At 40.8% G+C, this 25,785-nt stretch carries 22 protein-coding genes and 1 tRNA gene; 2 read left to right on the forward strand and 21 right to left on the reverse strand.

The window, feature by feature from the left end; all coding sequences use genetic code 11:
- Window positions 1-223: 223 nt before the first annotated feature.
- The 11 genes from HMPREF1528_RS02740 to HMPREF1528_RS02795 form a co-directional block, all read right to left on the reverse strand.
- Entirely contained in the window at window positions 224-1,651 is a 1,428-nt protein-coding gene (locus HMPREF1528_RS02740) for a NupC/NupG family nucleoside CNT transporter (protein WP_016478537.1), read from the reverse strand.
- A 12-nt stretch (window positions 1,652-1,663) separates the two neighbouring features.
- Entirely contained in the window at window positions 1,664-2,272 is a 609-nt protein-coding gene (locus HMPREF1528_RS02745) for a bifunctional nuclease family protein (RefSeq protein WP_016478538.1), read from the reverse strand.
- Between the two features lie 156 nt (window positions 2,273-2,428).
- Window positions 2,429-2,872 carry a copper resistance protein NlpE gene (locus tag HMPREF1528_RS02750; protein ID WP_016478539.1) on the reverse strand — a complete coding sequence of 148 codons (444 nt, stop codon included), beginning with the start codon at window positions 2,870-2,872 and terminating at the stop codon, window positions 2,429-2,431.
- A gap of 20 nt (window positions 2,873-2,892) precedes the next feature.
- Window positions 2,893-4,347, reverse strand: a complete 1,455-nt coding sequence (locus HMPREF1528_RS02755; RefSeq protein ID WP_016478540.1) for a sensor histidine kinase — start codon at window positions 4,345-4,347, stop codon at window positions 2,893-2,895.
- 19 nt (window positions 4,348-4,366) lie between these two features.
- The gene (locus HMPREF1528_RS02760) at window positions 4,367-4,717 is read right to left on the reverse strand and encodes an SPOR domain-containing protein (protein WP_009410186.1); all 351 of its coding nucleotides are present in this window, start codon (window positions 4,715-4,717) and stop codon (window positions 4,367-4,369) included.
- A gap of 10 nt (window positions 4,718-4,727) precedes the next feature.
- On the reverse strand, window positions 4,728-5,414 hold the full coding sequence (locus HMPREF1528_RS02765) for a hypothetical protein (RefSeq protein WP_016478541.1): 687 nt from the start codon (window positions 5,412-5,414) through the stop codon (window positions 4,728-4,730).
- Between the two features lie 35 nt (window positions 5,415-5,449).
- A complete protein-coding gene (pyrR, locus tag HMPREF1528_RS02770; RefSeq protein WP_016478542.1) occupies window positions 5,450-6,010 on the reverse strand; it encodes a bifunctional pyr operon transcriptional regulator/uracil phosphoribosyltransferase PyrR in 561 nt (186 codons plus the stop codon).
- A 5-nt stretch (window positions 6,011-6,015) separates the two neighbouring features.
- Window positions 6,016-8,505 (reverse strand): O-antigen ligase family protein, encoded by a 2,490-nt coding sequence (locus HMPREF1528_RS02775; protein WP_016478543.1) that lies wholly within the window; start codon window positions 8,503-8,505, stop codon window positions 6,016-6,018.
- Between the two features lie 373 nt (window positions 8,506-8,878).
- Window positions 8,879-9,097 (reverse strand): hypothetical protein, encoded by a 219-nt coding sequence (locus HMPREF1528_RS02785; RefSeq protein ID WP_016478544.1) that lies wholly within the window; start codon window positions 9,095-9,097, stop codon window positions 8,879-8,881.
- 57 nt (window positions 9,098-9,154) lie between these two features.
- Complete coding sequence (gene recF, locus HMPREF1528_RS02790) at window positions 9,155-10,276, reverse strand: DNA replication/repair protein RecF (protein ID WP_016478545.1); 1,122 nt, start codon at window positions 10,274-10,276, stop codon at window positions 9,155-9,157.
- Window positions 10,277-10,427: 151 nt separating this feature from the next.
- Entirely contained in the window at window positions 10,428-11,336 is a 909-nt protein-coding gene (locus HMPREF1528_RS02795) for a hypothetical protein (protein ID WP_016478546.1), read from the reverse strand.
- A gap of 653 nt (window positions 11,337-11,989) precedes the next feature.
- On the opposite strand from HMPREF1528_RS02795, the gene HMPREF1528_RS02800 reads away from it, so the two are divergent.
- On the forward strand, window positions 11,990-13,726 hold the full coding sequence (locus HMPREF1528_RS02800) for an ABC transporter ATP-binding protein (protein WP_016478547.1): 1,737 nt from the start codon (window positions 11,990-11,992) through the stop codon (window positions 13,724-13,726).
- A gap of 6 nt (window positions 13,727-13,732) precedes the next feature.
- On the forward strand, window positions 13,733-15,454 hold the full coding sequence (locus HMPREF1528_RS02805; RefSeq protein ID WP_016478548.1) for an ABC transporter ATP-binding protein: 1,722 nt from the start codon (window positions 13,733-13,735) through the stop codon (window positions 15,452-15,454).
- A gap of 49 nt (window positions 15,455-15,503) precedes the next feature.
- On the opposite strand, the gene HMPREF1528_RS02810 is transcribed toward HMPREF1528_RS02805, so the two are convergent.
- The 10 genes from HMPREF1528_RS02810 to HMPREF1528_RS02855 form a co-directional block, all read right to left on the reverse strand.
- Window positions 15,504-15,577 (reverse strand) — tRNA-Asn (locus tag HMPREF1528_RS02810).
- A 215-nt stretch (window positions 15,578-15,792) separates the two neighbouring features.
- Window positions 15,793-17,175, reverse strand: coding sequence for a dipeptidase (locus HMPREF1528_RS02815; RefSeq protein ID WP_016478549.1), 1,383 nt, complete (start codon window positions 17,173-17,175; stop codon window positions 15,793-15,795).
- 120 nt (window positions 17,176-17,295) lie between these two features.
- On the reverse strand, window positions 17,296-17,604 hold the full coding sequence (locus HMPREF1528_RS02820; protein WP_015782366.1) for a type II toxin-antitoxin system YafQ family toxin: 309 nt from the start codon (window positions 17,602-17,604) through the stop codon (window positions 17,296-17,298).
- A 3-nt stretch (window positions 17,605-17,607) separates the two neighbouring features.
- A complete protein-coding gene (locus HMPREF1528_RS02825) occupies window positions 17,608-17,850 on the reverse strand; it encodes a hypothetical protein (RefSeq protein WP_002675120.1) in 243 nt (80 codons plus the stop codon).
- Between the two features lie 38 nt (window positions 17,851-17,888).
- Window positions 17,889-20,210, reverse strand: a complete 2,322-nt coding sequence (locus HMPREF1528_RS02830) for a glycoside hydrolase family 20 protein (RefSeq protein WP_016478550.1) — start codon at window positions 20,208-20,210, stop codon at window positions 17,889-17,891.
- 30 nt (window positions 20,211-20,240) lie between these two features.
- Window positions 20,241-20,930 carry a ZIP family metal transporter gene (locus HMPREF1528_RS02835; RefSeq protein ID WP_016478551.1) on the reverse strand — a complete coding sequence of 230 codons (690 nt, stop codon included), beginning with the start codon at window positions 20,928-20,930 and terminating at the stop codon, window positions 20,241-20,243.
- 7 nt (window positions 20,931-20,937) lie between these two features.
- Window positions 20,938-22,068, reverse strand: coding sequence for a GNAT family N-acetyltransferase (locus HMPREF1528_RS02840; RefSeq protein ID WP_016478552.1), 1,131 nt, complete (start codon window positions 22,066-22,068; stop codon window positions 20,938-20,940).
- Window positions 22,049-22,993, reverse strand: coding sequence for a transporter (locus tag HMPREF1528_RS02845; RefSeq protein ID WP_016478553.1), 945 nt, complete (start codon window positions 22,991-22,993; stop codon window positions 22,049-22,051). The genes HMPREF1528_RS02840 and HMPREF1528_RS02845 overlap by 20 nt, the downstream gene beginning before the upstream one ends.
- A gap of 56 nt (window positions 22,994-23,049) precedes the next feature.
- Entirely contained in the window at window positions 23,050-24,321 is a 1,272-nt protein-coding gene (locus HMPREF1528_RS02850) for a nucleotide sugar dehydrogenase (protein ID WP_016478554.1), read from the reverse strand.
- A gap of 128 nt (window positions 24,322-24,449) precedes the next feature.
- Window positions 24,450-25,703 (reverse strand): sigma-54 interaction domain-containing protein, encoded by a 1,254-nt coding sequence (locus HMPREF1528_RS02855; protein ID WP_016478555.1) that lies wholly within the window; start codon window positions 25,701-25,703, stop codon window positions 24,450-24,452.
- Window positions 25,704-25,785: the final 82 nt, after the last annotated feature.

Below are 25,785 nucleotides of genomic sequence, written 5' to 3' on the forward strand. Positions count from 1 at the left end.
AGGAGGGAGTGTGACGGGAAAGAGAATTAGCAAATTAGAAAATTAGAGAATTAGCAGATTAGGAGTGATACAGACGAGCGGGTACGAGCTACACGGGAGATTGTAGCAAAATAGGCTATAAAAAACTTTGCCAAAGTTGTAGAACGATAGGTGTTCAGAACCTTTGGCAAAGTGTTATGGTATAAAAAGCGATTTTAAGCTTGTGTTATTTAGAAAAGTGTGGTTACCCGATAATCATTCCGGCGATAGTTGCGGATAACAGAGAGGCTAAAGTACCCCCAAGAACGGCTTTTAAGCCGAATTGAGAGAGGGTTTTACGTTGGTTGGGGGCTAAGGCTCCTATGCCTCCTATTTGAATGCCTATGGAGGCGAAATTGGCAAAACCACAAAGCATATAGGTTGCCATAATGATAGATTTGTTATACATTAGGTGAGGAGCACTCGTCATATCCTTTAAGGTGGCTAACTGAGTGTAAGCCACAAATTCTGAGGAGGAGAGCTTAATACCGAGCAATTGTCCCATCAGCATAACGTCTTCTTTGGCAATACCAGCGAGCCACATAACGGGTGAGAAAACGGTACCTAAAATCATTTCTAAAGAGAGTCCGTTATAAGGAGTATTGCTGGCTATGATATTGTTGAGATGTGTTTGATAACCTACCCAATTAAAGAAATAATTAATCATTGCGATAAAAGCCACAAATACTAAAAGCATAGCTGCTACATTGGCAGCGAGTTTAAGTCCTTCGGTAGTACCATTGGCGATAGCGTCGAGCACATTGGAACCTACATTCTCCATAGAGACGTGCGAATCGTTAGAGAATTGCTCGGTTTGAGGGCATAGCATCTTGGAAACTACGATAGCACCGGGGGCTGCCATTACGGAAGCTGCTAAGAGGTGTCGGGCGAAGAGCAAGCGCATTTGGGGGTCATCGCCACCGAGGTATTGGATATAAGCAGCCATTACGCCTCCTGCTACGGTAGCCATTCCGCCTATCATCACAAGGAGGATTTCGGAGCGAGTCATTTTGGCTAAATAGGCTTTAATCATCAGAGGGGCTTCGGTTTGTCCTAAGAAGATGTTCCCCGTAACCGAAAGACTTTCGGCACCTGAGATATTCAGCAGTTTAGACAATGCCCACGCCATTCCACGCACTATTACCTGAATAACACCTAAATAGAACAATAGGGAGGTGAGTGCAGAAAAGAAGATAATGGTGGGGAGCACTTGGAAAGCGAAGATATAGCCTATGCTATTGGTATCGACTAAGTTACCGAGGAGAAACTGACTGCCTGCTCTTGTAAAATCTAATATGAGCACAAAGATACTACCGGCAAAATCGAAGGCGTCTTGTATAAAGCCTACTTTTAGAATACCTATTGCAATGGAGAGTTGTAGGGCTAAGCCTATGCCAATAGTCTTCCAATTGATAGCGCGCCTATTGCTACTGAAAAGATAGGCGATAAACAGGAGGGTAATCATACCTACCACACCACGAGTAAAACTTTCGAGAGTGAAACCTTCGCTAGCGACAGCCTTCATTACTTGTGTAGTGGTGGTTTGTGTAGTAGGAGATTGTGTAGCGTCTTGTGCGACACTTATGAGTGGTAAAAGGAAACTAAGGCTTCCGATGGTTATGTTTTTTTTCATTGGTATATAGTTTTAAAAAGTACTATCGCGTTTAGAGATTTCATCTCTGATAAGCGCTGCCATTTCGTAATCTTCATTTTCGATACAGTCATTTAGCATTGTTTTTAGTTCGGGTAAGGCGTATTTAGTATATCTGTTTCGGCTGCTATCTTCCTCATCAACATTATCTAACGAAGGACTTATGGTATTGGAGGGCTCATCGTTGAGCAAAGGGATATAAATGCCTGCCCTTTGAATGATATCTCGATAGGTGTAGATGGGTGCGTTGCAACGCAAGGCAATGGCAATGGCATCGCTGGTACGAGCTTCGATGGTGTATTCTTGACCACTTTGTACACAGAGCATATTGGAGTAGAAAATGCCTTCTTCTAATTTGTAAATCACGACTCTTTTTATTTGTATACTGAAAGTATCGGCGAATATCTTGAAGAGGTCGTGCGTAAGGGGTCGAGGAGGTACAAGACTCTTCTCTAATTCCAAGGCAATAGATTGTGCTTCAAAGGTACCAATGACTATGGGTAACTTTAAATCGGTCTCGACCTCGTGCATTATAAGCACAAAGGCATCGTTCTGCGATTGATTGTATGATATCCTTTTTATGAAAAGACGCACTAAATCCATTGGAAATTTGCTAACATAAAATACAAATTAGGGGGTAAAGTTATAACAATTATTTTAACTACAAAAGATTTTTTACATATTTTTTTCTTCTTTGTAAAAGAAAAGGCTGTTCAATACAAGATTGAACAGCCTTCGCTTTACATAAGATTTTACTTGTTACATTTGTTTGGTGAGGGTGTATTCTTTCACCATTTGAGGTTCTTTACCATCTTCGCCTACTTGAACAATGTTATCACCTTTGGTAATGTAGAAAGATTTATCACCTTTATCGGAGGTGAGGGTAAAACCTTTATCGGTGCGCGTTACTTTACCTTCTTCTTTAGCTTCGTAGTTTTTGCTAGCGCAGCTTTCTTGTTTTACATAAGTATTATCGGCATAGAGGTGGATAACGGTAGCCACTCCGCCACAATCGGCAGCAGGAAGGGTACCTACATAAGTAGCCACTAACTCAGGAGTCATCTTTTCAGATACGTTATCCATAGTGTTTTCCATCATAGTAGTGGTGTCGCTTACCACATTGTTGGCATTTTGCGAAGGATTGTTTTGACAGGAGGCGAACATAAGCACAGCAACTCCTAATGTTAAGATGTGTCTTTTCATAAAATATAATGTTTATTTATTTACTTATTCAAAAAGTGTACCAATACTACAGTAAATTCACTTCCCTTTCCTACTTCGGAAGTAAAATGAATGCTACCCCCGTAGGAAAGTACGATGTTTTTCACCATTGCTAATCCCAAGCCACTACCACTGGTTTTGGTAGTGAATTTTGGTTCGAATATCTTTTCTTTATCGGCGTCGAGGATACCCGTACCATTGTCTTTTACTTTTAGAGTAATATCGGTATCGGTTTTATTAAGGCTCACTTCAATAGAAGGGAAAGGTTCGTTTTCGGTAGCTTGTAGCGCATTTTTCACCAAATTGGTAAGTACACGACCGAGCTGGTCTTTATCGAATACACTTATAATCTCATCGTGAGAATGGGTGAAGTGAATTTCATCAGAATTAAAGATATCTAAAGTGCGTTTGATAACAGACACAAAATCGAATTCCTCATCATTTTTAGCAGGCATATTGGTAAGTGCCGAGAAGGCAGTAGAAATATTACTCAATATGTCTATCTGTTGGATAAGAGATTCGCAGAATTCATTAGTTTGTTCAGCAGTTTGAAGCTCTCGAAGGGCTTTGCGTTGATAACTTTGCACGGAGAGACGCATAGGAGTAAGAGGATTTTTGATTTCGTGTGCTACCTGCTTTGCCATATCGCGCCACGCTTGTTCGCGTTCGGATTGCGCCAAAAGGGCTTTGCTGTTCTCAATCTCATCAATCATTCCGTTATAGGCATTTACCAACTCGGTAATCTCGGTAGGGGCAGACTTGAGAAGTATCTTTTCGTTTTGGGAAAGTAAACGAGTTTTCTCTAAACGACCTTCGATGGTTTTAAGCGATTTGGTAATATATTTAGAGATGAAGTAAGCTACCGTAAGGGCAACTACCAAGAGCGAGAAATACACCATCGCTAAGTTGTACAGCGACCCTTTTAAAGCGCGCTCGTTGAAGGTGTCGTTCTCGAAATAAGGAATGTTGAGAATAGCGATAGGCTTGAACTGCAAATCGGTAATATAACTGTAAGAAGTTTGGTAACCACGCCCTGCAAATTCGTGGTGCTCAACAAGACGTTTATTGAGTGTAGCGGAAAGCTGATGCAATACATCAGGAGGAATGAAAAACGCATCTTGGTCGGGGGATAGAGAGGCTTTGGAGCTTTTTAGTAGCACACCGTCGAGGTCATAGAGGGCAAAGTTTAGGTTTTGGATATTGGCAATGCTGTAGATATCCTCCCGAAAGATAAGAGGTATATAAGGGGTTTCGACAGGGAAAGTGGTTTGCGAGAATACATATTGTATCTGCATCTTGATTTGGTTTTCCTTGTCGATAAGTCGCTCATCGTGATATTCTAATGCCTGTTTTTTATACTGCCCAATCATTACGAAAGCTAAGATAGCGAAAGCTACTAGCACGAGTAGGGTCATACTGAGGAATATCTGAAAGCGAAGGGTGTTTTTTTTAAACATAGTGTCCCCTTATTACAGGTTATTTTAAGCCTATCACAAAGGCTGCGGGATAAGATTTTTTAATCTCTACAAGTTTCTTCTCAGCCTCTAAACGCGTACGGAAACTACCAAGGCGGACTTTGTAGTTAGGCGACTCGAAAGTGAGCAATACAGGGTATTGTTTGTATTTGCTTTTGGCATCGAGCATTACTTTATTAGCTTCGGTGATATTGCCATTATAGATTTGTACTTGGAAAGCGCTCTCGGTACGAGCTATTTCCTTTTTGAGTTCCATAGCATCGGCTATATTCTTTTCCTGACTAATAGTTATTTGTGCATAGGAAGCGCTTGTGAGCAATAGTATTCCAGCTATAAATATGTTTTTCATCATCAATGTAAATTTAATTCTTTTGTTTTCTTTGGCGTAAGAACCAATACAATTTACTAAATCCAAAGCCTATGCCAAACAAGGCTATAAAGAAAGTAAATATACCTCCCAATACTTTAAAATTGATAGGTTCACTTTGGGGAACGTAGAGTATTTGTCCGTTAGCTGTACCTATAAGTCCTAAGAGAGTGATAAGCAAACTCATCAAAAAGTGTAGTTCTAAGCGCAGGTCTTTCTCGGGTAACAGCTTTTGAAGACCCAAAGAACCTAATATAATAAAAACTACCACGCTCGCACCTATCCAAAAGGCAATATGCTCAAACGATACCCCTGTATAATAAAAGATGGCTTGAGTGAGCACATAGAACAATGCAGGAAAAATAAGCAGGTTAGGATACCACTGCAAAACTTTATGCCAGCGACTTTCTTTACCTTTGAAAAGCGTCCGTAGTGAAGTAAAACAATACGCCATACACACAGCAGTCTCTACGGTGAGCAGTACGGTGATATTGCCAAGTACTTTGGGGTTGCTGAGCATTGTTTGGAGGGTAACTTGTGACTGCTCTGAGGCAAAATCAGTAGCCAACCATACAAACAAGAAACAAACAGCTGCAAATAACGCCTGTTGCCACAGTTTCCAAAAACTGAGTTTCAGCACTACGTTCAGCATTATAAAGACTGTAAGAATTGCTATTACCATATCACATATCCCTTATCTCTTACTTACATTCTCAGCTACGCCAGCTCACCGACTTTACTTATTACCTCTACTGAGTCTTCTCCGTCGTTTTGTTTCCAGTGTACTACCACACGCTCATCATTGATAGCGTCTACTTGCTTACCACTGTAATCGGGTTGTATGGGAAGATGACGACTAAAGCGCCTATCAATAAGCACTAAGAGTTCTATTTCAGAAGGGCGCCCGAAGCTCTGTATGGCACTGAGAGCAGCGCGAATACTGCGCCCTGTGTAGAGCACATCGTCTATAAATACCACTCTCTTGTTTTCGACGATAAAGTCGATAGCGGTAGAGTTGGCTTCAAGAGGTCTACCTGTGCGCCTAAAATCGTCGCGAAAGAAAGTAATATCTAATAAGCCTAATGGAATATCAGCAATGTGGTATTCGTTAGTGAGTAGTTCTACCAATCGCCCAGCTAAATAAGTGCCACGGGGCTGGATACCGATAAAAACCGTATTCGAGAAATCGTTATGGTTTTCTATCAGCTCACAAGCAAGGCGATGTAGCATTACTTGGAGTTCCTTCTCGCTGAGGATTTGTTTTGTATAGGTATTCATTTGACTTAAAAACTGAGGGTATTTAAGTTGCGTTGAGCATCGGCATTGCCCTCGCTAGCGGCTTTTTGGAAAAAGACTTTGGCGTTTGCTTTGTCGCCCAACATATAGTAGCAAGAGGCGCGATAATTATTCAGTACAGCATCTACGGGCACTCCTAAGCTCTCCATTTCAGCCATATCATTAATAGCCTTTTGGTATTGCTGCGTGTTGTAGTAACTAATAGCACGATACCTGAGCCCGTCTATATGAGCAGGTACTTTCTCCAAGAACTTCGTAAATATAGGAATTGCTTCAGCATAACGTTGCTGCAAATAGAGTTGCATTGCCTGAGTGTAAAGAGGGGCAAACTGTTCTACCTGCATACGCGAGATAATCTTGTTGCGGTTATTAATTATATCTTTATTATCGGGCAAATACACAATGGCACTATCTAAGGTAGCACGAGCATCAGCTATTAAGTTATTTTTCTCTTGCAGATAAGCCAAAGAGTTCCACGCTTGTACCTCACTGCGATTACCGCGAAGAGCGTCTCTATCTACATCTACGTGGAAACGGTTTTTCAGTATAGTTTTCCACTTAGGTTGTGGTTTCTGCACACTGTCTTTCTCCAAGCCTAAATACTGTTTGAGCAAGTGAATCGATTCTTGTTCTTTACCCATATTGTTCAGCGCAAAGGTCTCTAAATTTAGGTTACCGAAGAAATTTGGCTTTATCATTCGGGCTTTATGAGCATATTTATAAATACTATCGTTGTTTTTGTTCTCTTCCATAAAGTATGATACAGCAGTAAAATACTCAGGGCGCGCATCATAAGGGTGGTAATGAATGGAAGCCAATACTTTACGTGCCTCATCGAATTTCTTTTCGTCTATCAAGTAGCGCGCCTTTTCTACATCCACGGGCTCAGCCACTGCCGTGAGATTTGGAATACGAGGATAGTTGCGTATCAGGTAATCCGAAGGTGATTTAGTAGGACGCACCCCTTGTTGCTCTTCTTTTACCATACGTTGTATTTTAGAAGAATCAAAGTACATACGCTCTACTACTACATTCAAAACCATTGCCACCACGGCTACTGATCCTATAAAACCTACAACACTCATTGGCAATTTGCGCTCTTCTGCTTTTTTCTTACTGAAATACAATACTGCCAAGCCTACTGCTATCCCTACATAAATACCAAAGAGGGCTTGTATTTCGGGGCGGTCTTGAGGAAAATTAAAGAATGCATCGAACGAATAAGCAAAGAGTCCAAATAATGGTAAGAAAAACCATTGCTCTTGCTCAGGATTCTTGTTTTTATAAGTGCCTCTTAGGAAATAATAAGCTGTCAAGAGGAAGATAGCCAAGAACGCCAACCCTGCGAAGATTCCCGCTTCGGCGGTGAGCTCCAAAAAGTCGTTGTGGTTCTTATACATATAAATATAATGCGGACTGTAAGAATTCTCATACTGTAAGAAGCGTACCTTCCAGTTACCAATGCCTACGCCCAACAGTGGGTCGTTCGGGATCATATCAGTAGTGGTAATCACCCAAGCAGTTTTACGCAAGTTGTTACTGGTATTCTCTTGGTTAGCTACCTCAGCTAAACGAGCCCCGAAACTGGTGCTTTGTCGCACTTGTTGAGGGTAGAGATAGTTCTGTACAAACGAGAAAATACCAAAAGCAAGAACTACCAAGCCTACGTGCATCAGTACTTTTACGCCCGTTTCACGGCGTTTTAAGATAAAATAGTCGATAGCACCATACGTGATGAAGATAAGCGTTGTAAGAATAGTTGCTAAATAGAAAGCACGGGTACTCATAAAGAAGATTGCCAAAGTACCGACTAAAACACCTATCCCTCCGATGATACGCAAGGTGTTTTTCTGAAAATAAAACAACCAGATAGCAAAAGGTATCTTAATAAACATAGCCGAAGCCAAAATATTCTTGTTAGAATACGAGCCTTTGATATTGTAATCGGCACTAATACCCTTGATGATGCCTTTTACCCCGTCGAGGGTTACCAAAAAGTCATAACACAAAAGAATTGTCATCGCAACTGCCAAATGTACTAAACTCTTTTTGTTGTAAATTACCAAAGCCGATACCATCCAAGCAGCTGAGAAAGCTGTAAATATCTTAAAGAAGTGCAAAATCGCTTCTTCTATATCAATAGCTTTGGTAAACGAGAGCAATGCCAATACCATTATCAGGCAGTAAGCAATCCCTATTTTATTGGTAAAAAAGCCAAACAGTAATTGTGTGCGTTCTCTGAATTCTTTAATAAAAAACACAAGCCCTACTACTATCAAGTTCAGAATAGCAAAGGTGTAAAACTTTGTAGCATTGGAGTCGAATGCCATCCAGTTAGGGGTAAGTACCGTTACATAGCCATAGGCAATGAGCAAGACACTCGCCAAAAGCTTCATACTCGAATTCCCTTCCTCACTCACTGTGGGGGTAGGTTTAATAGGATTCTTGCTGGGTGTTTTCTTCTTGTTGGGTTTCATCTTATGTATTTATATAATTTTTCTTAATTACTTATATCTTGATAGTTACCTCCAATTATAATCAGTCTTTTATACCAGAAATTCTATTGAATATTTGGTGTTCTTTTATTTGTTGTTTGGTGTTAATAATGGCTATGATAATCACTTCTGACAATTCTTCCAAAACAATATAATGAATTCCAAAGTGGAATCTTTTAGTAAAGAAAATACGAACCTCCTCATATTTCTTTGGAGCAACAAAGGGAAAGTCTTTTAATGTTTCTATATAATCTACTATTTCATTATATGCTTCAAAACCTAAATTTTCTCTAAAAACATTGTAATAATTATAATATCATTTAACTCTTTTTCTGCTCTGGGGTGGAAAATCAAACTAAATGACATACTTCTCTGATATTTTCTTCTTTACTTCCTCAAAAGGAATTCCAATAGAAGGGATCTCTTTTATCTCTATAACTCTTTTATCCAACTCTTTTTTAAGAGAATCAGATAAAAAAGATTGTTCATACTCAAATTCCACTCCCATTTTTTCAAACAAAGAGGTTAATTCAGCTTTTTGTATTTCATTCTTAGGATACACTAATAAACACATATTATTTTAATCAACAATTAATATCTGTAAAAGTCTCTTTCTCTTCTCATTTACCTTTTATTTTTTACCTCTTACCAACTTTTGTGGCTCGCACCTTTTACCTATTTGAATCATCTCATACGCTAGTCCCGTTTGCTTCACTACGTCTTCGGTGCGTTGCGAATGAGTATCGGTAATAAAAAGCTGTCCGAAATGTTTTTGAGTAACCAACTGCACCAACTGCGTTACGCGAGTATCGTCAAGCTTATCAAAAATATCATCTAAAAGCACTATGGGCGTAATCCCTAACGATTGCTTCAACACTTCAAACTGCGATAGCTTTAAGGCTATCAAAAACGACTTCTGTTGCCCCTGACTACCATACTTCTTCATCGGGTAGCCGTCAATCTCAAAAAGCAAATCGTCCTTATGAATACCTGCGGTAGTGTATTGCGCACTGCAGTCTCGCTCAGTATTTTCGGCAAGCTGGGTAGTCAAATCGCTTTGGTGCAAACTGCTGTCGTACTGCAAACTCACTCGTTCCTTACCCCCCGAAATATAAGCGTACTGCTCGCTAAAGATAGGCAAAAACTCATTCATAAAAGCTCGCCGTTTCTCATAAATGTGTTGTCCTAAGGGCGCCAACTGCTCGTCGTAAATGTGCAAAGTCTCTAAAGAGAAAACGCCTCCTTCTGCCATTTGTTTCAGTAACGTATTGCGTTGCAAGAGCGTGCGGTTGTAGCGCAAGAGCAGTTCTAAGTAAGCCCTATCAGTTTGCGAAATCACACTATCCAAAAACTTACGGCGTGTTTCACTACCTTCTACTATCAAGTCGCGGTCGGAAGGTGAAATGAGCACCATAGGGTATTTACCTATATGGTCAGCCAGACGTTCATAGGCTTTGCCGTTGTGTTTCATTACTTTCTTCTGTCCTTTTTTAAGGCTACACACTATCTGCTCTTCACGTTCTTCTTGTCGGAACTGTCCTTCGATAAGATAAAACTCCTTGCCGTGGCGTACGTTCTGCACTGCCGAAGTAGTAAAGTAGCTCTTCGCCATACCTAAGTGATAAATAGCATCAAGCAGATTTGTTTTCCCTACACCATTATCTCCTACAAAACAGTTGATAGTAGGGCTAAAGGCATACGCTTGTGAGAGTATGTTCTTGTAGTTTACGACCGATATTTGTTTGAGAAACATCATTTGTTAGTGCAAAGGTACGAATAATTTGTGAATTACCAAATTTGTCGATTGAGTAATAAAAAACTTTGCCAAAGGTAATAGTCTGTCGTGCTACGTCCTTTGGCAAAGTTGATACTGTAATGCTTTTTGTTAAAATTCTCTTAGAAAATTAATAGCTGTATTCTGTAGTGCTGATAAGTACTTGTGGTGCTTTTTCATCTTTAGGCACTGAGTAAACTTTAATTCGGATTGGATAATCCCCATCATACTGAATATCATAGCGATATACGGTCTTAGTAACATTTTCTGGCTTATTGAGTTCTGCAGTTACAACTGTTTTCTTAATGATATTATTAGGGGTAAGAAGAGTAACAAAGTGGTCGGGAGTAGTTTGTATTATAAAATTCACATACTCAGGATTGATTTTAGCATCATATTCATAGGTTACCTCATAGCTATGAGTGGTAGTAGTGTACTCATCTTTTACCACATTGCCTTTAGCGTCTAAGGTGTAGCTATGCCATTCGTTTGTGTCATCACCGTTTTTGCCATCTTTTCTCACATAAGTGTTTTTGGTAATTCTTACCACATTGGTACTGGGATAATCGAAAGTAGTCGTGATGTAGCTCCCGTCGTTGTTGTTGGCGGGCTTATCTTCTTTTTTCACAAGACGTCCGTCTGCTCTGTATTCATAAACTTTCGTAGCGTAAAGAGTTGTTCCCAAGGCTATCGTTTCTTCTTTTTCTAACTTCCCATCAGCTCTATAGGTATAGATGTAGTTATGGAAGTAGGGCTCCTTTGAGTAGTAAGTTCTTCTTTGTAAACGGCCACTGCTATCGTAGTCGTAATCGTGATAAGTCTCATCACCATAAGAAGAATTGCCTCGATAGGTAATTCTTGTTTCTTTTTTAGGACGAGTAGCATCTTGCATCTCATATTTAATAACAGTGCGTTCTGTTCCTACAATAGTAGTAATTTCTTTAGGAAATTTAGCACTAGTACCGTCTTCGTCCTTGTCTTCTTTATTACAAGCTACGAAAGTTGCTGTTGCCATTAAGGCTAAAAATATTTTCTTCATCGTTTAAAAAGTATTTTGTTAATCGGCACAAAAGTACATACTTTTTTGTTCCCCACCAAATATTTCATCATCTTTTTTGTTTTACATATAACACAAACCATTTGCTAACCTTCCTGCCTATGTGCTCACACCTGATCTGTCAATTTTCTAATTCTCTAATTTCCCAGTCGTGCCACTCACGCCTAATCTGCTAATTCTCTAATTTCCAAATTTTCTAATTTACTAAATCTCTTTCCCGGCACACTCCCTCCTAGTGCCTATGGCCTAAGGCCTAGCACCTATTCCTCTTTCTTTCGCCACGAAACCCCGTTTTTAACGTTTTTCGCGTTGTTGTATCACAGTATGAATCAACTACTTATATACCCTTTCTATACCAATCGTCCAAGATTCGTATAAGCTTCCTATAAGCTCTCTATAAGCTAACTCCACCCTCCTTACAGCCATTTTTCACCAAAAATTCCCTCAATCCTCTTCCGAACCTTTCCGATTTTCTTCGTCTCCGTTTACTAATCTATTAATTTTCTCATTCTCACATTTTCTCATTTTCTAATTATTAAAAAAGCTATTCACATTTAAAAAAAAGCTATTTATATTAAATCTATGTAAGAGCTTTTTACAGTATTTTTGCCTCGTTAATCAAACATTTAAATAAAATGATTCGCAATTTACTGTATATTACAGCTTTTAATAAAAAAGGTACGTGGCAGAGCGTGTTGTGGGAAATTGTGCATAACGGTTTTATCACAGCTCCGTCGGGCATATTACTCATAATATTATGGGAGCTTTTTAAACCGCAACCCAATCTGTCCCTTATCTGGGAAATGGTAGCCCTAATGGGTATCCTACTCCTATTACAGTTCTTCGTTGCCTCGCGCACCCTTGTGTCGTCCAACCTATTAGTATATGGTATTTCCGAAAAAGTACGCATTCGCTTAGGTAACCATATCCAAAAATTCTCATTAGGTTTCTTCAAAAAGCGCGACCCCGGCGAAATTGCTTCAGTGATTATGCAAGATGTCGCCTCGTTTGAGCATATTTTCAGTCACAGTTTTGGCAATTTAGCAGCCGCTCTTTTCGGTACACTTATGCTCTCAGGCTTCCTCTTCTATTGCGATTGGCGACTCACCCTTTGTTTGCTCATTGGCATTCTACTGGTAATACCGTTCTTAAAGCTCGGTATTTTTATGGTCGATAAATGGGAACTCAGCAAAGGGCAAGTAAAGGCACGAAACGAAGTATCAGCTAAATTCTTGGAATATGTACAAGGAATACGACACCTAAAATCCTATGGTCTTACAGGTAGTAATTACCGAATGCTCGAAAAGGCTTATGAGAATTTGCGCCAAAAGAGTATCCGCTTAGAAGCTATACCAGGACCTTTTGTAATGCTTTCGTTCACTGTTTTGGAAATAAGCTTTGTGTTGATGCTCGCTTTAGGCTTGTACTATCTCACTCACAACACCATTACTATTCCTGTGCTTATCGTTTTTCTAATTTTAGGCTATATTCTGTACAACCCCATCAAAGTAGTATTAGTAGATTATATGATGTTGCGCTATATGAACGAAAGCCTCAGCCGTGTCATTGATGTACTGAAAGAACCCACTATGGAAACCGATAAAAACGAGTTCCCTTCTCACTTTAATATCAATTTTGATAATGTAAGTTTCTCGTATTTAGAAGATAAAACTACACTTAACAATCTTAATTTCAGCATTCCTCAGCACAGTATGGTAGCATTGGTAGGACATTCGGGCTCGGGTAAAACCACTATTGCTTCACTCATTGCGCGTTTTTGGGACGTGAATAATGGAAGAATTACCATCGGTGGAGTAGATATTAGAAATATCCGGCAAGACCGCTTCTATGGACTTATCAGCGAAGTATTCCAAGATGTATACCTATTCGATGATACTATTTACAATAACATCAAAATAGGGAATCCTAACGCTACCGAAAGCCAAATTATAGAGGCTGCCGAAAAAGCACAAGTACTTTCGTTTGCGTGGGAATTACCGCAAGGAATGCACACTCCCGTAGGTGAAGGAGGCAACCATCTCTCTGGCGGACAAAAACAACGTATCAGCATCGCACGTGCTTTGCTGAAAGACGCTCCTATTATCTTGTTAGACGAAGCTACTGCCAGTCTCGACCCCGAAAACGAAATATACATTCAAAAAGCCATTCAGGAACTTGTAAAAAACAAAACAGTAGTGGTGATAGCCCATAAGCTCTCCACCATTAAAAATGCTGATAAAATACTTGTTTTAGAAGAAGGGCGTATTGCCGAAGAAGGTACGCACCCCGAACTCTTGACTAAAAAAGGTATTTATCATCGCCTCTGGACACTCCAACAACAAACCTCTGGCTGGACAGCAATTAACAATTAACGAACTATGAAAAGATTATTACAAATAGCAGGACAGCGTAAAACCTTACTCTTAGCCTCCTGCACTTTAGCCATTATTCACGCAGTACTGAGCTTGATTCCTTATGCCTTGGTATTCTATATCATACAAGAACTCACACAGCAAATACCCAATTTTGCTACCGCTCAACAATACGTAATCTACGCCATTGTAATGATAGCCGTGAGTATGGTCGCTTTCTTCTTATCGGGTATTTTATCACATATCGCCGCTTTCAACATTCTTTACGGTCTCAGGAAAACGATTACCGAAAAGGTCGGCGTATTGCCTATGGGCTATCTTTCTAACCGCAATTCAGGAGCTTTTAAGAAAATTATTTCGGACGATGTAGAACGTATAGAAACCTTTATTGCTCACCAAATCCCCGATTTTGTAAAAGCTATTGCCTTGCCTTTGTTCACCTTAGGATATCTGTTCAGTCAAGATTGGCGATTAGCTCTTGCCAGCTGTTTGCCTTTATTGTTGCTACTGCTTATTTTCCCAATAATGTTTGGAGGAAGAAACAAAAATCTTACCCAGCTATATCACCAATCGTTAGAAGAGATGAGCTCAGGTATCGTAGAATACGTACGTGCTATGCCTGTGATGAAAATATTCCAACAATCAGCTGAGAGTTTTGATAAATACGGCAAGAAAGTAAAATCTTTCAACCGTTTTGTAAGCCAGTGGATACGTCATAGCTCACCTCCTTACGCTATCTTTATGAGTTTTGCCAGTAATGCAATGTTGCCTGTTTTGGCATTAGGTCTATATCTTTATTTTCACAATGGGGTGACCCTTGCCACTATGCTCTTTTTCCTCATCATAGGCACAGGCTATATGCGTCCCGTTTTTGCCATTAGCAATATGGCAATGCAGCTACAACTGATAGAACAAGGCGTACAACAGATTGATAAAATTCTCAATCAACCCATTCTTTCCGAAGGACATAATGCACAGATACCTACTCACTATAATATCTGTTTCGACAAGGTTAGCTTTGCTTACGACGGCGAGAACTATGTATTGAACAACGTTAGCTTCACAGCCAAAGAAGGTACAGTTACTGCCTTAGTAGGCCCCTCAGGGGCAGGTAAAAGTACCGTAGGGCAATTGCTCTCTCGTTTTTGGGATTGCCAAGAAGGACGAATTACTATAGGTGGAATTGACATCAAAGAGTTACCCACCGAAAGTTTGATGCAAAAAGTATCATTTGTTTTCCAAGATAGCTTTATGTTTCAACAAACAATGTATGACAATATTCGTATGGGAATGGATAAAACAGAAGAAGAAGTGATAGAGGCTGCCAAAGCAGCTCAAATACACGATTTTATCACGAATCTGCCCAATGGGTACAACACATTTTTCGGTCAGCAAGGGGTACATCTCAGCGGAGGAGAACAACAACGCTTCCAGTTAGCACGTGCTATTCTTAAAAATGCACCAATCCTCATCTTAGACGAAGCTACTGCCTTTGCCGACCCTGAGAACGAGCATAAAATACAGCAGGCTTTCAGTACGCTTATTCGCAACAAAACTGTACTTGTTATAGCACACCGCCTTAGCTCTATCACCACAGCCAACCAGATTATTGTATTCAACAAAGGCGAAATCAACGCTATAGGCACTCATAGTCAGTTATTACAAGAGAGTGAATTGTATGAAAGAATGTGGAATGCTCACAACCGAGCTAAAGAATGGGCTTTATAAGAAGATAAAATAAAAAAAGCACTTACATTATGTAAGTGCTTTTTTGTTGCTCCCCCTACTGGACTTGAACCAGTGACCCTCTGATTAACAGTCAGATGCTCTAACCAACTGAGCTAAGGAGGAATATTTTCTACTTATGTTTTCCTTAATTGCGGTGCAAAGGTACAACTATTTTTGAAACCTGCAAATTTTTAAGCAGAAAAATATTATATATTTTTTAGTTGTACTGCTAAGTCATTTATTTTCAATAATAATATAAAAAGACTTTACCAAAAATTTAATAGCCTCTCGTGCTACGAGTTTTGGTAAAGTCCTTATTACTATTTATGTAACTTGTATTATTTTTGTACAAAGTAGTGATAGAACCACGGAATGGTTTCAATACCTTTTAGGAAGTTGAAAATACCGTAGTGTTCGTTAGGCGAGTGGATAGCATCGCTATCTAAACCAAAGCCTAAGAGAATAGATTTGCTACCTAATTCTTCTTCAAAAAGAGCTACAATAGGGATACTACCACCTGAACGCACGGGTATAGGCTCTTTCCCGAAGCTCGCTTGGCAGGCTTTTACTGCTGCTTGGTAAGCAGGCGTATCGGTAGGGGTTACATAGCCTTGTCCGCCGTGGTGCGGAGTTACTTTCACGCGCACACCTGCTGGTGCGATACTCTCAAAGTGCTTGGTGAAGAGCTCGGTAATTTCGTGGTTGTCTTGGTTAGGCACTAAGCGCATTGATATTTTGGCATAAGCCTTACTTGGGATAACCGTTTTAGCTCCTTGCCCTGTATAGCCTCCCCAGATACCATTTACATCAAGGGTAGGACGTATAGAGGCACGCTCGGTAGTGGTGTAGCCTTTTTCGCCATATACTTCATCGATATCTAAGGCTTTTTTGTAGGCTTCGAGTGAGAAGGGTGCTTTTGCCATTTCATCGCGTTCAGCTTGTGAGAGCTCTTCTACTTTGTCGTAAAAATGCGGAATGGTCACGCGGTTGTTCTCGTCGTGTAAAGAAGCAATCATTTTAGTAAGCACGTTGATAGGGTTCGCTACGGCACCACCGTATAAACCAGAGTGCAAATCTCGGTTGGCACCGGTAACCTCCACTTCCACATAGCTAAGTCCGCGTAAGCCCGTAGTGATAGAAGGGGTGTCGTTAGCCAGCATACCGGTATCGGAAATGAGAATAATATCGTTTTTGAGTTTTTCGTGGTTGTTTTTTACAAACCAACTAAGACTTCCTGAGCCTATTTCTTCCTCGCCTTCAATCATAAACTTCACATTGCAAGGGAGCACATTGTTTTTCACCATATATTCAAGGGCTTTCACGTGCATAAACATTTGTCCCTTGTCGTCACAAGCCCCACGAGCGAAGATAGCTCCATCAGGGTGAATATCGGTTTTTTTGATAACAGGCTCAAAGGGGTCAGATTCCCAAAGCTCAATAGGGTCGGCGGGTTGTACATCATAGTGCCCATATACTAAAACAGTAGGCAGGGCAGGGTCGATAGTTTTTTCGCCATATACGATAGGGTAGCCAGGGGTTTCACATATTTCCACCTTGTCGCAACCAGCCTTCTCTAAGGCATTTTTTACAGCATCGGCAGTGTTGAGCACATCCTGAGAATAGGCAGCATCAGCACTAATAGAAGGCATTTTAAGCAGTTCTATCAGTTCCGCAATAAAGCGGTCTTTGTTTTCATTGATATAATTTTTTACTGAATCCATATGTCAATTAACAATTTACAATTAATAATTTACAATTCTGCAACCGTAGCAGGGTGTTTTTTTCTTTTTGTGTTATTGTTGTGTGTTTTTAAAAATATGTAGTTATATCCTTTAGTAAAATTATTTGCTAAACAATTCTGAATGAGAACCTAACCTAACTAAAAGTATTCTTTTCCTCTCTTCATCGTATTGTAACCAAATGATAAGTAAATCAGGTTCTATATGGCATTCCAAATGTCCTTTATAATTTCCTGTGAGAAAATGGGCTTTCATTGATTTAGGTAAGTTATCTACTCCTCCCTCTTCTAATAAAGCAATAGTATCTTCAATCTTTAGGATTTTGTTTTTATTACTTCTATACTTTTTATAGTCTTTTTTAAACTGTCCAGTATAAGTTATTTCATATACATTTCTGTTAATATTATCCATAACTTAATCATTTAAAGAGGCTATTAATTCTTTTACATTTGTAAAGTATTTTGTGTTGGGATCGTTTATAAGTCTTTCAGCTTCTTCTAAGGCTTTTTGAGTAGTCTCATTTGGAATGTTTTCTCCCCTTCGTAAACGAGGAGTTTCTTCAAAAGTCTCTACTATTTTAAAGTTGAGACTTTCAAGTACAGATTTAGCATTTTTCAATGAAAGTCCTTTGGGTAAGGCAACTGTAATTGTTTCCATATTTTTCTTCTTTTACGCAACAAAGGTACATTATTTTTCTAAAATACCAAAATTTCATCTATAAAAAGCCAAGCATCACCTCCTTTTGGGGGTGTTTTTACGTTTTTGAGGGTGAGCTTGATATAGCGTGCTTCCGTTGGACTAAACTTCAACACAAAATCTTTTAAGGTGGCTTTCCCTCTCACTACACAAGGCTCATTGTGAGTTGCTACTTCACGGTAGTTTTTACCGTCGTTTGAAAGGGATACTATAAATTCTACGGGAAAGTAAATACCAGATGCTTGAGCATCCATTGCTCCTATGCGCACCTCTCTCACCTCAGTAGCCTGCTCCAAATTGAGGGTAAGGGTTACATCGTCGCCTAACCAACCGAGCCATTGCCCATCGTGAAAGTTTTTGGTACCGCGAATGACATTGGTGAGCGTGGCTTCTCCTTGCCCTTGGTAACTCTTGTGATAAAGTGGACTGTAACTTACTTTCTTATCTATCGCTTTGTGGAATGTTACCTCGCCAGTGGTAATGGTGTTGGTCGCTTTTCCACTGAAAACAGTTGCTTTAAAGGTCGTGCTTCTATTCAGCGCAATAGGCTGGCGGTATTTCGTAGCTTTCTCCATAGGAGTATCTCCCAAAGCGTAGCGAATGTCGGCGTTGGGGACTTCACAGTCTAATTTTAGAAAAATATTCCCCTTTTGGTTTTCAACGGTAGGGACTACTTGGTACATAGAGCGGGCATAGTTTACCTTCATCACGTCCAAACGCTTCATAAAGGCTTGAGTGCGATTTATAAAGTTGTCCCAATTCTTCAAGTTATCGGTTGTCCAACTGATTTCAGCAAGCGCCAACAATCGCGGAAAGAGCATATATTCCGAATGTTCAGTGCTACCTACGTGTTCTGCCCATAAGTTGGCTTGCGTACCCAAAATATTTTTTTGCAGCGCCGGGCTGAGGTTTTCTTTTTCAAGACTGTAATGGTAAAGGGTTTTGAGCGGTAAGTAACCACCATTGGCTTGAGGCTCATAGTCGGGAAGACCTTGATAGTTGTCTATATAGCAATCGCTAGTGAGGACAACAGGGTTACCTTGTTCGAGGGCTTTTTTACCTACCTCGATACCGCGCCAGTTCATCACCACTGCATTGTTAGCCAAACCCCTGTCCATTATTTCGTCCCAACCTACCAAAGTGCGCCCTTTGGATACTAAGAAATCATTTATACGCTTGATAAAATAACTCTGCAATTGGTGCACATCTTTTAAGTGGTGGTCTTTCATACGTGCTTGGCATTTGAGACACTTTTTCCATTCGGTGTGAGTGGCTTCGTCGCCACCTACGTGAATGTATTTACTGGGGAAAAGCTCCATCACTTCGGTAAGTACATCTTCCAAGAAAGTGAAAGTTTCTTCTTGTCCCGCACAATAGATATCGGTGATAGGCCACACCGCGCCTGAGGGTACTCCTATGGGGCGTTTGTGACAAGACAGTTTGGGGTAAGCCGCTATGGCACTCATTGCGTGGGCAGGCATTTCTATTTCGGGGATTACCGTAATGCCACGTGCAGAGGCGTAGGCTACAATCTCTTTAATATCTTCTTGGGTATAGAAACCTCCATATTTTTTAGGAGCTGTCGCAGGATTAGCAAAGGCGTTGGCGGAGTTAGGAGTGCGCTCATTCCATAGTTTATCTTCTTGGTCTACACGCCACGCACCTATTTCGGTAAGTTTAGGATACTTTTTAATTTCGATGCGCCAACCTTCATTGTCTACTAAGTGGAAGTGGAAGGTATTGAGCTTGAGCATTGCCATACGGTCGAGGGTTTTCAGTATATATTCCTTGGGGAAGAAATGGCGAGAGACGTCCAGCATTAATCCGCGCCAAGCGTACTGAGGAGCATCAGTGATAGTAACTGCGGGCACCGCCCAATCAGTCTTCACAGGTGTAGTGCTTTCAAACTCTTTAGGCAGTAGCTGACGTAGCGTTTCGAGGGCGTAAAGTGCCCCGTTGTAACCTCCTGCCTTAATGATAATTTCTTTAGGATTTACAGTGAGGGTGTAACCTTCTTTAGGAAGAGATGTATCAGTGTCAATCACTACATAATTAGTCAAGAGAGCTACTTTTTGTACAGAAAACCTAAATCCAGAAGCCTTCTCAAATTGTTCGAGAAAAGAACGCCGAGCTGGCATCAAAGCAGGGTCAATCACAAAAACAGTTTCTTTAGTAAACCGAAAACTACCCTTACCTAGCACCACCGATTTAGGTTGCGGAATAACAGCGAGGTCTTTCATCGTAAAAACTGCCTCTTTTTGCGACTGACAGGCTACTACCCATAAAACACTAATGCATAAGAATTTTTTTATTGTCTTCATTGGTTAATTTACGAATTTGCTAATTCTCTTTTATGTAAGATATGCTACCGCAAATCCTACACAAACACTTAAAAACTTTAGCAGGTTAAAACGGTGTCCTTCGGAGTTTTCAAATAAGATAACGGTAGAAATATGCAAGAAAATACCTATTACAATAGCCGAAAGCTCCGTGTGGTAACTGATAAGGCTTGGTACTGTGTTGCTTAAAAAAGTGCCTAATGGCGTCATTAGGGCAAAGAAGAGTAAAAACAGTGCTGTCTTCCACTTGTTCACTCCTGAATTAATAAAAAAGGTAGTAAGCACAATAGCCACAGGCAGTTTGTGCACGAATATACCATACACAAGGTCGTGATTATGCCCGTGAGATAGCGGGAAACCTTCTAAAATGGAGTGAATACTAAGGCTGATAAACAGTGAGAGCGGGAAAGTACTATGCTGGTGTGGGTGCTGGGTGTGACCGTGTTCGGCTCCGTGCGAAAAGAACTCTAAAACAATTTGTAAGAGTACTCCTACTATCACAAATAGCCCTATGTATTTAAAATCGTGCTGCTCATCGTGAGAGTGATATACTTCGGGTATCAGCACGAATACAGTGAGTGCTAATAGGTAAGCGCCACTGAAAGAGAGTAGTAGTTTGGTGTATTGCTGTTGGGCAGGTTTAAAAAAGGTAACGAATGAGTAGCCTAATACCACTGCCAGAAAAGGGAGAAGATAATTCATTTTACATTTAATCTCTTACCTGTTTTTTAAAGGTAGCACGGCGAGCAAAAATAACGGGGTCAAAGCTCTTCCAAAGTTGCTGAATAGCAATATTTTCTTCGAGTTCAGGTGTAATCACGCAATGAGTAACCCCATTGCGGGTGAATATATCATAATAATAGTCGAACAACAAGGCGGGAATACCCTTACTTTGGTATTCGGGGGCTACCCCAATAAGGTAGAACTCCACCGTATCGTGATGTCGTTTCGATTGTAATAAATACCACCAACCCCAAGGGAAGAGTTTGCCTTTTGCCTTTTGTAATGCTTTAGAGAACGAAGGCATCACAATGGCAAAACATATCAGTTTACCGTCCTTATCTTCAATAAAACGTATATACTCAGGATTGATAAAAGGGATATACTTTTGTTTGAAATACTCGCGCTGACGTTCGCTTATAGGCACGTAGGAGGCTAACTTAGAATAGGTTTCGTTGTAAAGGTCAAACATTGCGTCTACGTGCTTGAGCACTTCTTTAGTAGTAGGCGTATCGATGAACTTTACCCCATAGCGTTTTTTTATGGCTTCAGCTGTTTTCTTAAAAATCTCAGGTTTAGAGTTCTTTACTAGGAATTTCATCTCTACAAAACCTTTTTCTTTAGTAAAGCCTAATTGCTCTAAATGCCGATTATAATAAGGATAGTTATACCACGTCATCATATTCGAGAGGTGGTCGTAACCTTCAGTAAGCAATCCCACTTTGTCCATATTCGAAAAACCTATAGGTCCTTCCATATACTCCAATTGATACTCACGAGCTTTTTCAGCTACCTTATCCAAGAGAACTTGTGTTACTTGAATGTCGTCTATCATATCCAGCCAACCAAAGCGCACTTTCTTTATTTTCTGTTTAAGGTCGTGCTGATTAACAATAGCTATTACGCGCCCTACCATTTTACCTTTTTCATTGTAAGCTCCGTAAAAGAAGGCTTCGGCATTGTCGAATACAGGGTTCTTGGTTTTGTCAAAAGAGGCTACCTCGTCGCTGATGAGAGGCGGCACCCAATAAGGGTTGTTTTTGTATAAAGACAAAGGGAACTTCACAAACTCGGTAAGTTCCTTTTTAGTGGTGAGTTCTTTAATCAGGATCAATGGCATTAGGTCTGTTTCTTTTAGGTTTTTTCTTGCGTTTAATTTTGGTGGTTTCTATTGTTTCATTCAACACCTTCTTGATATAGCTGTTGTGATTATCGATGCGATAAGAAGCCCCGAACAATCCCATATAGCGTTGTGGGGTATCTTTCCAGCCAAAGCCCATATCGGCATTGAGTTGTATTTTATCGGAAAGCAAGAAGGCAACGCCAAGTCGCGTAATCTGGTCGTTGTAATGCTGGCTGTGAATACCTTGATGCTCTGCAAAAATACTAAACCAACCATTGTCTAAGTTATGAGTAACGGTGAACAAATAGCTGTATTCGGTGTTTTTTCCGCTTAAGAACCTATCAATGATACCGTTTGCTACCAACACCACACGGGGGATAGGCTCTGCTTGAAAGATAGCTGCTACTTTAGGAGAGAGTGCCGGTATTGACTCGTAGTAATATCGCTTGTTTGGTAAGAAATTCACCCCTGCATAAAGAGATATAGAAGGTGTGAGATTGCGCCATCTAAAAGAGTTATTAGCCTTCCAACTGTAAATACTTGGCTTCTCGTCTAAAAAAGCAGGTTTAAAGAGCAAATACTTAGCTCCGATAGTATTGTTCACAAAACCAAAGTGCGAAGTTGTACCATTAGATGCAATCGTACGGTCATAAGCAAGAGTACCATTGAGCATCACTTCCAATTCTTCTTTATAAAAACCATAACGCACTGCATAGTTCACTCCCGTAAAATCCATAGAAGTGCCTGTCTCTTTGTGGTGGTTGTGTTCATACCAAAAACCTCCTTCAAATTGTAATACTCTCGCCCCTACTGCATAGGCACTTTGTGAAGTACCTGGGAGGTTTGAGTTAATAATTTCAGTGTATTGTGCCTTTGCCAAAAACGGAAAAGCACAAAGCATTAGCAAGTATATTTTCTTCATTGTATGTGAAAATTTTGGGCGACAAAGATAGAAAAAAGTTTTTTACTATACAACTTTTATAACCTAAACACGTTCTTCTTCACTTTTAACTTCCCTTTTACGTCGTAAACGATACCGTCTTCTTTTAAGTAATTTCCTATATTCATTTGCAGAAACTCTTGGTGTGCCACGCAAAGCACCACTACATCGTTGTGGGTAGGGAGGTTTTGTGGTTTAGTAGCTACCTCAATGCCGTACTCTTCAAGAGCGCGCTTAGGGTCTGCCCAAGGGTCATACACTGTAATATTGTTAGTAAAATTTTCAAGAGTACGGTAGATATCCACTACTTTCGTATTGCGAGTGTCGGGGCAGTTTTCTTTGAATGTAAAACCTAAGAGCAGGATTCGGCTATCCTTCACAGGCATACCTTGTAAACACAAGCGGTTGATAATCTGATAGGCGATATAGCCTCCCATCGAGTCGTTTGTCTTTCGGGCTTCCATCATTAAGCGTGGCGATACGCCGTGCAGTTTAGCTTTTTGTATGAGGTAGTAAGGGTCTACCCCTATACAGTGTCCACCTACCAGACCGGGGCGGAAGGGCAAGAAGTTCCACTTGCTGCTTGCTGCATCTATCACCGCATTAGTATCAATCTCTAAAATATTGAATATCTTTGCTATCTCATTCATAAAGGCGATATTTACATCGCGCTGAGCGTTTTCTATTACTTTGGCGGCTTCGGCTACTTTTATAGACGGGGCAAGGTAAGTGCCTCCCCTCAGCACTGAATTGTAGAGCGTGTCTATTTCCTGTGCTACCTCAGGGGTAGAACCAGAGGTAATCTTGCAGATAGTCTCCACGGTATGGTGCTTATCACCAGGGTTGATGCGCTCGGGCGAGTAACCCACAAAGAAATCGCGGTTGTATGCAAGTCCCGACGCGCTTTCCAAGATAGGTACACACACCTCTTCCGTCACTCCTGGGTAAACTGTCGATTCGTAAATCACTATATCTCCTTTTTTTAGCAATGCGCCTACTGTTTGGCTCGCTTCGCGCAAAGCGGTAAGGTCAGGTTGCTGATAGAGGTCGATAGGTGTAGGTACTGCCACTATGTACACATTACAATCCTTAGCGTCCTCAGGGTTTGCAGTGCAAATGAGATGGGTAGCCAACCGCTCTTTAAGGGTTTCACTACCGATTTCGCCCGTAGTGTCAATACCCGTGTTGAGGCTCTCCACTCGCGCCGTATAGGGGTCGTAACCCACTGTGGGATATTTTTTGGCAAACAGACAAGCTAAGGGGAAACCCACATAACCCAGCCCAATAATGCCTATTTTATATGATTTCATCTAAATAATTAACAATTCACAATTAATAATTAACAATCCTTTCCCAAAACTCCGCCTCGTCCGGCTGAGCAGAAAGTTCTCACCTCTGACCTCCTATTACCTGAGGCTTATGCCCCAAAGCTTAGTGCCTAAATCATATTATACTGTTTTAGTTTGCGATATAGCGTCCGCTCCGAAATCCCCAAGGCTTTGGCGGTTTCCTTGCGCTTGCCGCTGTTGTGTTCTAACGACTTGCGTATCATCTCGCGCTCTTGCTCTTGGAGTGAAAAACGCTCTTCTTCCGCAGCTTCCTCATAGTCGTACACCTCTTCGTGAGATAGGATTTCCTTCTCGGTAGGAGGTACGGGAATGATAGAATAAGCCGGAGAGCTCGCCTCATTCTTGTGTGAATCATTGCCGTAGATGCGGTGAATAAGTCCCTCGTTGTCCTGTTGTACTTGGGCTGAATTGCCGTGTTGTAGCAGTTCAAGGGTAAGCTTTTTCAAGTCATTGAGGTCAGATTTCATATCGAAAAGCACCTTGTAAAGCAATTCGCGTTCGTTGCTAAAATCACTATCCTGGCGCGCTTGCTGAGGTACAACCTGTGGTAGATTGCTACCCTCATCAGGTAAGTAGGTGCGCAAAATACTCGCTGTAATATCCCTGCGCTGTTCAAGTACCGAAATCTGTTCGGCTACATTGCGCAACTGACGGATATTCCCGCTCCAACGGTAGTTCGTGAGCAGATGTACCGCATCTTCGCTGAGCTTTACAGGAGGCATTTTGTATTTCTCAGCAAAATCCGAAGCAAACTTGCGGAAAAGCAAGTGGATATCCTCTTTGCGTTCGCGCAAAGGAGGCAAATGTATCTCTACTGTGCTGAGTCGGTAGTAAAGGTCTTCGCGAAAACGTCCTTTTTTAATAGCTTCTTGCATTTGCACATTGGTAGCTGCCACAATGCGTACATTTGTCTTCTGCACTACCGACGAACCTACTTTTATGAACTCGCCGTTCTCGAGCACCCGCAAGAGGCGCACTTGGGTAGTGAGGGGCAATTCACCTACCTCGTCCAAGAAGATAGTCCCGCCATCGGCTTCCTCAAAATACCCACTACGGGTAGCGGTAGCTCCCGTAAAAGCGCCTTTTTCGTGACCAAAAAGTTCCGAATCGATAGTCCCTTCGGGGATTGCTCCGCAGTTTACGGCTATGTATTTGCCGTGTTTGCGTAGAGACAGCGAGTGAATGATGCGCGGTATAACCTCTTTTCCCACCCCACTTTCTCCGGTGATGAGTACCGAAATGTCAGTAGGGGCTACTTGTATGGCTTTTTCGATAGCGCGATTCAGCTTAGGGTCGTTGCCAATAATGCTAAATCGCTGTTTTATAGCTTGTATATTTTCCACTTTTTTAGTTGAGAGTTTATGAACGGCAAAGGTACGAATATTTTTTTGAATTTATGTCAGTTCGATATAACAAAATGCTATT

The sequence above is a fragment of the Capnocytophaga sp. oral taxon 336 str. F0502 genome (assembly GCF_000411575.1).
GTDB classification, from domain to species: Bacteria; Bacteroidota; Bacteroidia; order Flavobacteriales; family Flavobacteriaceae; genus Capnocytophaga; species Capnocytophaga ochracea.